The organism is Corynebacterium sp. HMSC08C04 (assembly GCF_001807495.1).
GTDB lineage: Bacteria > Actinomycetota > Actinomycetes > Mycobacteriales > Mycobacteriaceae > Corynebacterium > Corynebacterium simulans.
Genome location: NZ_KV789229.1, coordinates 1 through 12,532 on the forward strand (window position 1 = coordinate 1; position 12,532 = coordinate 12,532).

A 12,532-nucleotide genomic window follows, 5' to 3' on the forward strand; every position below is an offset into this window, starting at 1 on the left:
CAGAACACCGGTACCAAAAACTCGCATCTGACAGGAATCATGCTGTGGAGTAAACCAGCATTGTTCCAGCTATGCGGGTCGATTTTGTCCAAAAGCTAAATAAGCACGGAAAAACCATTGGTATTTCGGGGTGGGTGCGACACAATGAAAAATAAGTCACACTAGTGAAAAGTTGTATCTCTCACCACCGAGGAATTTTCCCATGGACTATGTATTGGCTCTGGGTGAAAACCCAGACTTTCCTATCTGGTTGCGGGCCTCGCACCTCATCAACTTCGTACTCATCGGTATGCTGCTGCGCTCCGGCATCGAAATGCTCTCTTCCTTGCCGCGTCTGTGGTGGCGCAGTGATTGCGCGCCTGGCACCGAGTGGATCAAATTTACAAAGCGTGAGCTGCCCAAAGAGGAGGGCGTTTACACCTCCCTTATGGATGAGCTTTCGGTCTCGCCGATGCTTTCCCTGCCCGGCCGCGAGAACATCGGATTGGGCCGCCACTGGCACGGCGCCGCGGTGATGCTGTGGGTGCTCAATGGCTTTGTCTACGTTACCCTGCTCTTTGCCACCGGCCTGTGGCGCCGGCTGATTCCGACCTCCTGGGATATAGTCCCTGAGGCCTGGGAATCGGCCAAGGTCTACTTGAGCCTGCAGGCACCCTCGCTGGAGCACTTCACGCCATACGACGCCCTCCAGCAGCTCGCGTACTCCTTCGTCATTTTCATCCTGGCGCCGTTTATGATGCTCACCGGCGTAGCCATGGCCCCGGCCGTGCGAGTGAAGTTCCCTCGCTACGTGAAGTTCTGGGGTGGCCACCAAGGTGCTCGCTCCCTGCACTTCATTGGAATGGTGCTGATGAGCGCGTTTATTGTTGTGCACGTCTTCCTCGTGTTCTTCGTTCACCGCGAGCACAACATGGTCCACATGGTCTTCGGCGACGTGAGCGTGGAGCGCTACGCGCAGGCCTTTACCACCGTGGTCTTTACCATCGTGGTGGTCATTTTGTTCTGGATCTTCTTGTCCTACTGGTCCCTGGCGGATCGCGCCCGTGCCCAGCGCATCGTGGTGAAGTTTACCGAGCTCGGCCGCAAGCTCTTCCTGAACTGGTTGAAGGTTTCGCCTTCTACCCAGCAGGCTTATACCGATAAGGACATTTCCAAGTTTCACTGGACTAACGGCCTGCCGCCGACGCCCGATGAGTCGCCGGAGTGGACCAAGTTCCGCGAGAATGACTGGAAGGGCTACGAAATCACGCTGGCTGATGACATTAATGGCGTAGAGAAGGTCGTCACCATCGAGCAGCTACGTGAGTTGCCGCAGCAGTCCTACGTGGCAACGCATACTTGCATGCAGGGTTGGTCGGCGACCTCCCGCTGGGCTGGGCCTTCCATCGAGGACGTGCTAAGCCTGTTGGGACCACGCCCAGAAGGCGCCAACTACGTCATGGTCGAGTCCTATGGCCTAGCGCAGAAGATGTACGACAACCGCCCGCGCGAGCCCTTCTATGCCTGCTTTAGCATTGACGACGCCCTGGATGCACAGTCTGTCATCGCCCTGTCCCGCAACGGCCATGAAGTCGACATCCATCTCGGTGCCCCGGCGCGCTGCCGCGTGGAATCCAACCACGGCTACAAGGCCGTGAAGTGGGTTTCCAAGGTTAGCTGGATCGCTGATTACGCAGGCTACGGCGACGGCCGCGGCGGTACCCGCGAGGATTCTGCGCTGCAGGCGTTCAACGGCCGTATCTAAGTTCGGGAATCTAACGGCAAAAGTCGTACAATTTGACTCATGTCGATTATTGTTTCCACTCACTACCACGTCAGCGGCGTAAAGAATGACAACGATGTCCGCAAAGCGCTGCAGGCACTCTATGACATCTTCGCTTCCGGTGGCCTGGGCCAGGCCACCTTCGAAATTACGGACCATGAGTATGCCCGCCTTGTGGTCAAGCACAAGGACGATGTGATCCCCTCCGTCCCGGCGATGAACGAGGCCCTGGCTAAGGCTGGCAACTACGAAATCGTCCAGTAGTTTGAGCCTTTAAGGCCTGTTAAGGCCACTGGACCGGTGAGGCGCCAACCGCCTCTCGGGCAATATCGTCGATGCCGTGCAGGATGTGCTTCATGCCGCGGCCCAGGCTGGTCAATAGCTGGGCGTCGGTAAGCCCGCCGCCTGCCATGACCGCGTAATCCAAGCGCACCTGCAGGCCGTCGACGTTCGAGTGACAAAACGCCGCCGCCGAATGATGCGTGCGGTTCCAGTCGTTGCACGTTAAAAATATGCGGGTGAAATCCTCACCCTTTAAGTTCGGGTCCCAGTGGCCCTTGATGATTAGGCTCGGGCCCACATCGAGCACGAATGCAAATAAAACATCGTTTATCCAGGCATAAACGGATTGCTCGGCGTCCGTCTGGAAGCGATTGATGCCTAGCCTGCGCAGGATATCCTCCACCCGTGCGATGTCCACGGGCAGCACCTCCGCTGTTGCGCTTTCCGACGCCGGCGAATCCTCCGCTGGGGATGGCTGGCTGCGGAGGGAAGGGAAGGCGTCGGCAAGCGCGTTCAAAAACAACCTCGCATTGCGCAAAGCCGGCACCAGCGCTGCCTCCAACTGGGAATCCTGCGGCTCGTCCTGAACCACCAAGAATGTATGCCCCCACAGCGTGACCGCAGTGGGGTCGGCATAATCCACCACCACGCGCGGCGAGATGCAGTCGTGGTTCCAGTCGTTGGCGAATTCGCCGAGCGCTGCTATATCTTCGAAGCCCAAGTGGCCTTGGTGGGTGGTATAAAAATGCAACACCGGCTCGCCCGCAGCGTCGAGGCTCACGCGGGTTTCACCCGCTGTGGAATGTGGAAAAATCACTAGCTCATCAGTGGCTTTAATGGAATGAATACCCAAGCGGGAAGCGATCTCGCACATGCGAGCCAGGAGCCTCGTGCTCGTGGCGGACTCGCAGCTGGCATCTGAATCGAATTCATCCATGCGCTGGGCCCTGCCTTCCATAATTTGCTTAAGCGATAGTGCAATAAGGGGAGAGAAGCTGTGGCCCAATTCTATTACCAAAACTCGCCCTACCGCTGGGGAATCGGCGTTAGTATATTGGTCTAGCTATAGAAAGGGCTCGGACTATGTTGCACACCATCGATCTGCGCGGAAAGACTTTAAGCCCCGCCCGCCTGCGCCGAGTCATGCCACGCGGCGGCGCTGACGTTGCGGCTTATCTGGACAAGGTAGCACCGATGGTGCATGCGGTGCGGGAAAAGGGCGCGGCTGCGGCATTGGACTATGGCGAGCATTTCGATCGTGTACGCCCGGCCGCCGTGCGCGTTTCCCAAGCCGCGCTCACTGCAGCCGCCGCCGGGCTGGAGCCTCGGGTCCGTGCCGCTATCGAGGAATCCATCAAGCGCGTGCGCAAGGTGCACGCGGAGCAGAAGCCGGCCGCGCACACTACGACGCTTGGCCCGGGAGCCACGGTGACGGAGGTCTTCCAGCCGATAGAGCGCGTGGGCCTTTATGTTCCAGGTGGCAAGGCGGTTTATCCTTCCTCGGTCATCATGAATGCCGTTCCCGCGCAGGAGGCGGGCGCTTCCAGCCTGGTGGTGGCCTCGCCGCCGCAGGAGCAGTTCGCTGGCATGCCGCATCCGACAGTGCTGGCAACCTGCCACATGCTGGGCGTCGACGAGGTATGGGCCGTCGGCGGGGGACAGGCCGTAGCCTTGCTAGCCTACGGCGATGAGGAACCGGTGACGGGCGAGGCCTCCCTCGAGCCGGTAGATATTATTACTGGCCCTGGCAATATCTTCGTCACCGCAGCCAAGCGCCTGGTACGCGGCGTGGTGGGCACCGATGCGGAGGCAGGGCCCACAGAGATTGCCATCCTCGCGGATTCCACGGCAAACCCGGTCTATATTGCCTACGATCTAATCTCCCAGGCAGAACACGATCCGCTGGCGGCGAGCGTGCTCATCACTGACTCGCCGGAGCTTGCCGCGCTTGTCGACGCCGAGGTTTCCACGCGCTACCTTGTCACCCGCAACGCCGAGCGGGTGCGCGAGGCGCTGGAAGGCCAACAATCGGGAATCATTCTGGTCGATGACCTAGAGGCCGGAATCGCGGTTGCCAATGCCTATGCCGCAGAGCACCTGGAAATCCACACCAATGATGCCCGCGCTGTGGCCGAACGCATTAAGCATGCTGGCGCGATTTTCGTCGGGGAGTACGCACCGGTGCCGCTGGGGGATTATTCCGCAGGCTCCAACCACGTGCTGCCAACTTCTGGAACTGCCCGCTTTAGCGCCGGGTTATCCACTCATACTTTCCTGCGCCCAGTAAACCTCATCGAGTATGACCGAGCGGCGCTGGCAGAGATCTCTGACAACGTCATCGCCTTCGCCGCCGCCGAACAGTTGCCAGCCCATGGCGAATCCATCGCCGCCCGTTTTCAAGGAATATAGCCATGACCCAACTTTCTGATCTGCCCCTGCGTAAAGAGCTGCGCGGCAAGTCTGCCTACGGTGCGCCGCAGCTGCGTGTGGCCAACCAGCTCAACACCAACGAAAACCCCTATTCGCCTTCTGCCGCCCTCGTAGCGGATCTCGTGCGCAGCATCGAGGAGCAGGCAAGCACGCTCAATCGCTATCCGGATCGCGACGCCACCGAGCTACGCCGCGCGCTGGCTGAGTACTTAAGCGCCCAAACCGGCACCAAACTGAAAGCGGAAAACCTCTGGGCGGCAAATGGCTCCAACGAGGTTCTGCAGCAACTCCTGCAGGCCTTCGGCGGCCCAGGGCGTAAAGCCCTGGGCTTTAGCCCCAGCTACTCCATGCACCCCATCTTGTGCGCGGGCACCCGCACCGAGTTCATCGATTGCCCACGCGGTGCGGATTTCCGCATCGACGTGCCCCGAGCACTGGAAGCTATAGCGCAGCACCGCCCCGACATCGTGTTTATCACCACGCCGAATAATCCCACCGGCGATGTCACGCGTCTTGCAGACATCGAAAAACTGGTCCAGGCCGCGCCGGGAATCATCATCGTGGACGAGGCCTACATGGAGTTTTCTTCCTCGCCCTCGGCTGCCCACTTGATTGCGAAATATCCCACCAAGGTGGTGGTCTCGCGCACCATGTCCAAGGCCTTCGACTTCGCCGGCGGGCGCCTGGGATACTTCGTGGCTGACCCAGCCTTCATCGAGGCCGTTATGCTCGTGCGCCTTCCTTATCACCTTTCCACGCTTTCCCAGGCCGCGGCCATCGTCGCGCTGCGGCATAGCGCTGAGACACTGGAAACGGTGCACAAGCTGGCCACGGAGCGCGAACGCGTCGTCGCCAAGCTGCAGGAACTGAGATATTTTGTGGTAGAAAGCGAGGCCAACTTCGTGTTCTTTGGCCGCTTTGCAGATCAGCACGCGGTCTGGGAGCAGTTTTTGAGTAGCGAGGTGCTGATTCGCGACGTCGGCCAGCACGGATTTCTGCGAGCCACCATCGGGCTGCCGGCAGAAAACGATGCCTTCCTTGCGGCGGCAGCGAAACTTAGCGGTACAGTAACTGCGGAAGGAGAAGACTAATGGCAAACCGCATCGGCAAAGCGGAAAGGGTGACCAACGAGTCCCAAATCCGCGTCGAAATAAACCTCGACGGCAGCGGGGACGCAGACATCAGCACCGGCCTGCCATTCTTCGACCACATGCTGGGCGCGATGTGCACCCACGGCAGCTTCGACCTCATGGTCCACGCCCAAGGCGATACCCACATCGATGCCCACCACACGGTGGAAGACACCGCGATTGTGTTGGGCCGCGCGCTTGCCGACGCCGCCGGCAACAAAGCTGGCATCCGCCGCTTCGGTTCGCAGCTTTTGCCCATGGATGAGACATTGGTAGAAGCAGTGGTGGATCTTTCCGGCCGCGCCTACTTCGTGATGAACGGCGAGCCGGAGCATCTACAATGGCAGATTATTGGCGGCCACTATGCCACAGTCATCAACCGCCACTTCTTCGAAACATTGGCCACACACGCGGCAATGACCTTGCACCTCAACGTGCGCTACGGGCGCGACCCGCACCACATCACCGAGGCAGAATTCAAGGCGGTAGCCCGTGCGCTGCGGCAGGCCGTCGAACCGGATCCCCGAGTAAAGGGGATTCCTTCCACGAAGGGAGCTTTATAATTTCTGGGAACTTTTTGATTTTGGTCCTGTTCTTGGTGGCAGGACTTCTTTTTGGTGGTGCCTGGTCTGCTTATCAGCAAGGCTCTAAGTTCTTTACCATCGTGGCTGCTGTGCTCGGCGCGGTATCCATCGCAGCGGCGCTGGCGTGGATGTTTGGTGTGATGGGCCAGTGAGCAACGCGAAGCAGTCCATCTGGAAGGTCCCGGGCTATACCGCCACGATGGTCGCCGTTGCGGCGGCCTTTGGCGCGTGGTCCATTCTGCTGCCGGTGGTCCCGCTGGCGGTTCTAGACTCGGGCGGCTCGGCAACCCTGGCAGGCGCCTCGACCGGCGCTTTCATGGCTGCCACGGTTATCACCCAGACTTTGACCCCGCGCATGTTGCGTACCTTTGGCTACCGTCCCGTCATGGCGGCGGCCGCGCTGCTGCTCGGTGTTCCGGCCTTCGGCCACTTGCTTGGTAACGCCGCCGTTGTCGTGCTTGTCTTTTCCGCCCTGCGCGGGATTGGCTTCGGCGCGTTGACAGTTTCGGAAAGCGCGCTGATCGCAGAAATCGCCCCCTCGCGGCTGCTGGGCAAGGCCACCGGAATGATTGGCGTCTTTGTCGGATTCGCCCAGATGGTCTTCTTGCCGGCCGGCATTGCGATGGGGCAGGCTTGGGGCTTTGAAACCGCGTACATCACCGCTGGCATCATCGGCATCATTGGCTTCGTGATGTGTTTGCGTGTGCCATCGCTGAAGGCGGCGTCGTCAAGCGTGGCGAACCGTGAGACCGGAGCCGTCGCTCCGATGTGGAAACTCTTCGCCGTGCCGGCCCTAGCTCTTACCACCTTCTCCATGAGCTACGGCGTGGTCTCCACGTTCATTGCCCCCGCGGCGCGAGAACTGGACCCAGCCACCGGCGCGGCCGTCGGCGGCCTGCTGCTTTCCTTAGTGGGTGCTGCGACGATGGTGATGCGTTACTTCGCAGGCGCGGTGGCAGACCGCCTTGGCAAACCCGGCACTTTGTATATCCCGGCCCAGCTCGCGGCCGCCGGTGGCGTGGCGTTGATTGCCTTCACGCTCGCGCAAGGCTGGTCGCTGTGGCTGCTGGTTTGTGGTGCCGTAATTTTCGGCGGTGCCTTTGGCATCGCGCAAAACGAGGCGCTGCTGGCGATGTTCGACCGCGCGCCTCGCGAAAAGATTTCCGAGGCCTCCGCGGTGTGGAATATTTTCTACGACGCGGGCACCGGCCTGGGCTCCACGGTGCTGGGCGCGTTGGTCGCCAGCACCGGCTATAGCGGCGCGTTTGGTGCGGGCGCTGCGATTATCGCGGGCGGGCTGTTGCTGACCGTCAGCGATACGCTGCTGGGACGTACCCGCGTTAGCGAGACACACGATATTAAGACCCGTTTGCGAAGGTTGCGTAAGGTATAGCCCATGACAGGCAAGAATGTTGTTGTGCTGGACTACGGTGCCGGCAATCTGCGTTCGGCGCAGCGCGCGCTTGAACACGCAGGCGCGCAGGTCACCGTCACTGCGGATCCTCAGGTGGCCGTTGCTGCCGACGGCCTCGTGGTCCCCGGAGTCGGCGCCTTTGCCGCGTGCATGGAGGGGCTGAAAAGGGCCCAGGGCCCGCGGATCATCGGCCAGCGCTTGGCCGGTGGCAGGCCGGTGTTGGGGATCTGCGTGGGCATGCAAGTGCTTTTCGACGCCGGCTTCGAGCACGGCATTGCCACCGATGGTTGCGGGGAGTGGCCCGGCCGGGTGGAAAAGCTGCAGGCTGACGTGCTTCCGCATATGGGCTGGAATACCGTGGAATTTGCTGCGGACTCGGCGATGTTCGCGGGGATTTCTCCGCAAGAGCGCTTCTATTTCGTGCACTCCTATGCGGCCCGCCGCTGGGAGCTGGAAACCGAAATCACCGAGCCGCCGCGGGTGGCCTGGGCTGAGCACGATGGGGACCGTTTCGTGGCGGCCGTGGAAAATGGCGCGCTGTGGGCCACCCAGTTCCACCCGGAGAAGTCCGGCGAGGTAGGAGCGCAGTTGTTGCGCAACTGGATTAATACGCTTTAAGTAGGATTTGAAACCATGACCTTTACTTTGTTGCCGGCCGTCGACGCCGTTGACGGCCAGGCTGTGCGACTTGACCAAGGCGCGGCCGGAACCGAAAAGAACTATGGCACCCCGCGCGAGGCCGCGCTCAAGTGGCAGGAGCAGGGAGCTTCATGGCTGCACTTTGTCGACCTCGATGCGGCTTTTGGCCGCGGTTCTAATCACGCGCTGATGGCGGAGATCACCGCGGAGCTTTCGATGCAGGTGGAACTGAGCGGCGGAATTCGCGACGATGAGTCTTTGGAGCGTGCGCTTGCCACCGGTGCGCGGCGGGTCAACATCGGCACCGCGGCGCTGGAGAAACCGGAGTGGGTCGAGGAAATGCTGGAAAAGCACGGCGACAAAATTGCCGTGGACTTAGCGGTGCAGCTAGAAGAAGGCGAGTGGCGCTGCCGCGGCAACGGCTGGGTATCGGATGGCGGAGACCTCTGGGAGGTACTCGAGCGCCTCGATGCGGCAGGCTGCCAGCGCTTCGTGGTCACCGACGTCACCAAAGACGGCACCCTCGAAGGGCCCAACGTGGAGCTGCTGCGTGAGGTTGCTGCGGCTACCGAGGCAAAGATTACGGCCTCGGGCGGCATCTCTAGCCTGGATGATCTTCGCGAGCTGGCGCTGTATGAAAACGAGGGCATCGATTCCGCGATTGTCGGGAAAGCGCTCTATGAGCAGCGCTTTAGCCTCGAAGAAGCAATCGCGGCGGTGGCGGAGGTAGAGCCGCTGCCGGAAGAGGATTACATCGACCCCATTGACACCTATTAAAGCGAGGAGCGCCAATTCATGACTCAACCGCGTGAGCTCGTGGCTTTTGCCGAGGCGGCCGTTGACCAAGTAAGCGAATTATTCCGCGCCGGCCTCGGCGCGCCGCCTGCCCATTTCAAGGGCGAGGGCGATTTTGCCACGGAAGTGGACCTGCAGATCGAGGCGCAGCTGCGCCAGCATCTCACCCAGCTCACAGGCATTCCGGTTTATGGCGAGGAGTCTGCCTCGCCTTCCGGCGTGTTTGCGTCCGAGGAGACCATGTGGGTGGTCGATCCCATTGATGGCACTGCGAACTATTCCGCGGGCAACCCGCTGTGCGGCGTTCTGGTCAGCCTCGTCCATGACTCCCGCCCCGTAGTTGCGGTGGCGGACTTCCCGCTGCTGACGCGCCGCGTGGTGGCTGCCGAGGGCATGGGCCTGCGCTCGGTTGGCGGACCTGCCACAGGCTTTGGCGGCGGCGCGGATTCTCTCGGTTTTGACGAAGGCCGCGGGCACGTCGGCTGCTCTTCGCACCTGCCCACGGATATCTTCCACGAGCTGCGCGAGACCGGGCTGCGCCCACGCATGACCGGCTCCGTGGGGGTTGATTCGGCTTTCGTGGCGCAGGGCGTCTTCGACGGCGTGGTGAACTTCTCGCCGCATCCGTGGGACAACGCCGCGGGCGCTCTGCTCATCAAGGCCGCTGGCGGCATCGCGACCGACCCCGAAGGCAACGACTGGGCACCGGGCGCCCGCGGTCTGGTCGCCGGCACCCCTCAGGTGCACGCCACGATTCTCGACATCGTGGCCCGCCACAGTCAAAAATCTTAAAAAGGAGGATGCCATGGCCTTGGCCGTGCGTGTTATCCCTTGCCTCGATGTGGACAACGGCCGCGTGGTCAAGGGCATAAACTTTGAAAACCTGCGCGATGCCGGCGACCCAGTAGAGTTGGCCGCCCGCTACGAAGAACTCGGTGCCGATGAACTGACCTTCCTCGACGTCAGCGCCTCGAAAGAAGGCCGGGGCACCATGCTCGAGGTGGTGCGACGTACCGCAGACCAGGTCTTTATCCCACTGACCGTGGGCGGCGGCGTGCGTTGCATCGACGACGTCCGTAAGCTGCTGCGCGCCGGCGCCGATAAAGTAGCCGTCAACTCCGCGGCGTTTTCCCGCCCGGAGCTGCTGCGCGAGCTTGCCCGGGTCTTCGGCTCCCAATGCATCGTCCTATCCGTCGACGCCCGCAGAACCCCACGCATGCCTTCCGGCTTCGAGGTCACCACCCACGGCGGCACGCGCTCCGCTGAACTCGACGCCATCGAATGGGCGGCCCGCGGCGCGGAGCTGGGTGTCGGCGAGATTCTGCTGAACTCCATGGACGGTGACGGCACGAAGGCAGGCTTCGACATCGAGCTCATCAAAAAGGTGCGTGCTGCGGTGTCTATCCCCGTCATCGCCTCCGGCGGAGCGGGCAAGGCAGCCGACTTCCCACCGGCTATTGCAGCTGGCGCCGACGCCGTCCTCGCGGCCTCCATCTTCCACTTCGGCGAGGTGGAAATCGCCGAGGTGAAGGATGCCCTCGCGGCGGCCTCCTACGAGGTACGCAAGTGAGTAGCCCGGCAGACTTCGAGCTAGACCCGGGCGTCGCTAAGCTGCTCAAGCGCAACGCCGACGGCCTGGTTCCCGCCATCGCCCAGTCCGAGCAAGGCGAGGTGTTGATGTTGGCATGGATGGATGACCACGCACTCGCGCACACCTTGGCCACGCGCAAGGGCACCTATTACTCGCGTTCGCGGCAGGACTATTGGATAAAAGGCCAGACCTCGGGGCATACCCAAGAAGTACTGGGGGTGCGGCTGGATTGCGATGGCGACACCATCCTGATTACAGTTCGCCAAGAAGGCGCGGCCTGCCATACCGGAGACCGCACTTGTTTCGATTCTCGTGACCTTTTGGGAGGCGCATTTTAGATGGCACGCCGTCTTGGCCCACTTTTAATTGCTGCAGGCGCAATCCTGCTGTGGCTTTCATCCCGCATGACGTGGGCTACCGCTGCCGTAGAAGACGATAAGTCCGGCTCCAGCACCGTCGACATGGTGGGTTCCTTCTGGTCCCTCGAGCTAATCGCGCTGACCCTTGTGCTTTTGGCTGGTTCGGTCGCCGTGGCGGCCCTGCGTCGCACCTCCCGCCGCATCGTGGCCGTCATTTGCGCGCTGGCCGCAGCCGCCGTGGCGTGGAGCCCAGTCTCCCTGCTGACCTACGGCGCCGACGCCGCTCGCGCCCAAGAACTCCTGCGCGCCGGCTCCTCCGACGAGAATGCCGTCAACGGTGCGCATATCTCCGAGTGGGCCACCGTCCTCAGCACCGAGGCCGCAAAGGCTGGCCCCATTCTTGCCATCTTCGGCGCAGCGTGCGCGCTGTTTGGGGCGATGCTGCTGGTGCGCAAACCGGGCGTCGACAAGCCCCGCTCGACCAAGTACGAAAGCCCGGCCGCCCGCCAGGAGCGCATCGCCGAGGAACTAGAGACCACCACCGATTCCGGTCGCGTGATGTGGGATGCGCTCGACGCCGACATTGACCCCACGGACGTAAAACGCCCCTGAATTTCTATTTCGCGGGCCATCGCGATAGCCTAAGTGTGATCTCAAACGCCCCTGTGGAGGGAGGTGCTGATGTCCACTCCGATCGCCGTAGACCACCTGATAGCAGGTGTGCTTGACGACGTCGCCGTGCGCGAAGCCCGCGTCTCCTTCCAAGACATCAAAGCGCGCTCGCGTTCCATGAGCGAGCCTCGCGACGTCCGTGCTGCGCTGTTACGCCAGGGCTGCTCCGTGATTACCGAAATCAAACGCGCCGTGCCTTATGCCGGCGAAATCGCACATCTGGACTCTCCGGAGTCGGTGGCGCAGATTGCCGCGCAGCTAGCTGCCACGGGGGTCCACCTGATGGCCTGCCAGACCGACAGGCGGCGCTTCCACGGTTCTTTGGAGGATATGCGCCAGGCCCGCGAGGCGATCGATATCCCGATGATTTGCCGCGACATCATCGTGGACCCGTACCAGATCCACGAGGCGCGCTGCTATGGCGCGGATGCGGTGCCGCTGCAGGTGGAGATCTTGGAGCAAGCGCGGTTGGAGGCGCTGCTCGATCGCATTGAATCGCTGGGAATGACCGCAATTTTAGAGGTGCGCACCTGTGATGAAGTCGACCGCGCCATCAAGGCCGGTGGCAGCGTGGTGGCCATTAACGCATGGTCGGTGGCCTCGGATGCCATCAACCGCGAGGCCTTCTCCGAGATTGTGCCGGGGCTGCCGGAATCCATCGTGCGCATCGCAATCGGCGGAGTGAATTCGCCACGTAACGTGTTGAGATATGCCTCCCAGGGCGCCGATGCGGTGCTGGTAGGAGAGGCCATCATGGCGGCCCAAGACCCCGCCGCCGCGGCGCGTTCCTTGGTCGCTGCTGGCCAGCACCCGGCGTGCCCTTCGCGGAAGTCTCTTTAGTGGCTTTGTCCCGCCGGATAAGGCAAACTGTCTA

General features: G+C 61.7%; 15 protein-coding genes. 14 read left to right on the forward strand and 1 reads right to left on the reverse strand.

The window, feature by feature from the left end; translation table 11 throughout:
* Positions 1-202 precede the first annotated feature (202 nt).
* Complete coding sequence (locus HMPREF3169_RS09935) at positions 203-1,744, forward strand: molybdopterin-dependent oxidoreductase (protein WP_061923374.1); 1,542 nt, start codon at positions 203-205, stop codon at positions 1,742-1,744.
* Positions 1,745-1,783: 39 nt separating this feature from the next.
* Positions 1,784-2,026, forward strand: a complete 243-nt coding sequence (locus HMPREF3169_RS09940; RefSeq protein WP_061923371.1) for a hypothetical protein — start codon at positions 1,784-1,786, stop codon at positions 2,024-2,026.
* A gap of 19 nt (positions 2,027-2,045) precedes the next feature.
* Here HMPREF3169_RS09940 and HMPREF3169_RS09945 read toward each other — a convergent pair whose 3' ends face one another.
* Positions 2,046-2,981 (reverse strand): YbjN domain-containing protein, encoded by a 936-nt coding sequence (locus HMPREF3169_RS09945; RefSeq protein WP_061923368.1) that lies wholly within the window; start codon positions 2,979-2,981, stop codon positions 2,046-2,048.
* Between the two features lie 146 nt (positions 2,982-3,127).
* Here HMPREF3169_RS09945 and hisD point away from each other — a divergent pair, with 146 nt between their 5' ends.
* The 12 genes from hisD to HMPREF3169_RS10000 all read left to right on the forward strand — a co-directional run bounded on the left by hisD (position 3,128) and on the right by HMPREF3169_RS10000 (position 12,498).
* Positions 3,128-4,453, forward strand: coding sequence for a histidinol dehydrogenase (gene hisD, locus HMPREF3169_RS09950; RefSeq protein ID WP_061923365.1), 1,326 nt, complete (start codon positions 3,128-3,130; stop codon positions 4,451-4,453).
* Positions 4,454-4,455: 2 nt separating this feature from the next.
* Positions 4,456-5,565, forward strand: a complete 1,110-nt coding sequence (locus HMPREF3169_RS09955) for a histidinol-phosphate transaminase (protein ID WP_070456371.1) — start codon at positions 4,456-4,458, stop codon at positions 5,563-5,565.
* Positions 5,565-6,167: an imidazoleglycerol-phosphate dehydratase HisB gene (hisB, locus tag HMPREF3169_RS09960; RefSeq protein ID WP_061923358.1), complete on the forward strand. Its 603-nt coding sequence runs from the start codon at positions 5,565-5,567 to the stop codon at positions 6,165-6,167. Before HMPREF3169_RS09955 ends, hisB begins: the two co-directional genes overlap by 1 nt.
* Positions 6,168-6,181: 14 nt before the next feature.
* Positions 6,182-6,340, forward strand: a complete 159-nt coding sequence (locus tag HMPREF3169_RS13180; RefSeq protein ID WP_162839574.1) for a hypothetical protein — start codon at positions 6,182-6,184, stop codon at positions 6,338-6,340.
* A 47-nt stretch (positions 6,341-6,387) separates the two neighbouring features.
* A complete protein-coding gene (locus HMPREF3169_RS09965) occupies positions 6,388-7,581 on the forward strand; it encodes an MFS transporter (protein WP_210385665.1) in 1,194 nt (397 codons plus the stop codon).
* 3 nt (positions 7,582-7,584) lie between these two features.
* Complete coding sequence (gene hisH / locus HMPREF3169_RS09970) at positions 7,585-8,220, forward strand: imidazole glycerol phosphate synthase subunit HisH (RefSeq protein ID WP_061923352.1); 636 nt, start codon at positions 7,585-7,587, stop codon at positions 8,218-8,220.
* Positions 8,221-8,235: 15 nt separating this feature from the next.
* Positions 8,236-9,018 (forward strand): bifunctional 1-(5-phosphoribosyl)-5-((5-phosphoribosylamino)methylideneamino)imidazole-4-carboxamide isomerase/phosphoribosylanthranilate isomerase PriA, encoded by a 783-nt coding sequence (priA, locus tag HMPREF3169_RS09975; protein WP_061923350.1) that lies wholly within the window; start codon positions 8,236-8,238, stop codon positions 9,016-9,018.
* A gap of 18 nt (positions 9,019-9,036) precedes the next feature.
* Positions 9,037-9,828, forward strand: coding sequence for an inositol monophosphatase family protein (locus HMPREF3169_RS09980; RefSeq protein WP_061923347.1), 792 nt, complete (start codon positions 9,037-9,039; stop codon positions 9,826-9,828).
* A 13-nt stretch (positions 9,829-9,841) separates the two neighbouring features.
* Positions 9,842-10,606, forward strand: coding sequence for an imidazole glycerol phosphate synthase subunit HisF (gene hisF, locus HMPREF3169_RS09985; RefSeq protein ID WP_061923344.1), 765 nt, complete (start codon positions 9,842-9,844; stop codon positions 10,604-10,606).
* The gene (gene hisI, locus HMPREF3169_RS09990) at positions 10,603-10,965 is read left to right on the forward strand and encodes a phosphoribosyl-AMP cyclohydrolase (RefSeq protein WP_061923341.1); all 363 of its coding nucleotides are present in this window, start codon (positions 10,603-10,605) and stop codon (positions 10,963-10,965) included. The genes hisF and hisI overlap by 4 nt, the downstream gene beginning before the upstream one ends.
* Positions 10,966-11,598 carry a TIGR02234 family membrane protein gene (locus HMPREF3169_RS09995; protein ID WP_061923337.1) on the forward strand — a complete coding sequence of 211 codons (633 nt, stop codon included), beginning with the start codon at positions 10,966-10,968 and terminating at the stop codon, positions 11,596-11,598. It begins immediately after the preceding gene.
* Between the two features lie 69 nt (positions 11,599-11,667).
* Positions 11,668-12,498, forward strand: coding sequence for an indole-3-glycerol phosphate synthase TrpC (locus HMPREF3169_RS10000; protein ID WP_061923334.1), 831 nt, complete (start codon positions 11,668-11,670; stop codon positions 12,496-12,498).
* Positions 12,499-12,532: the final 34 nt, after the last annotated feature.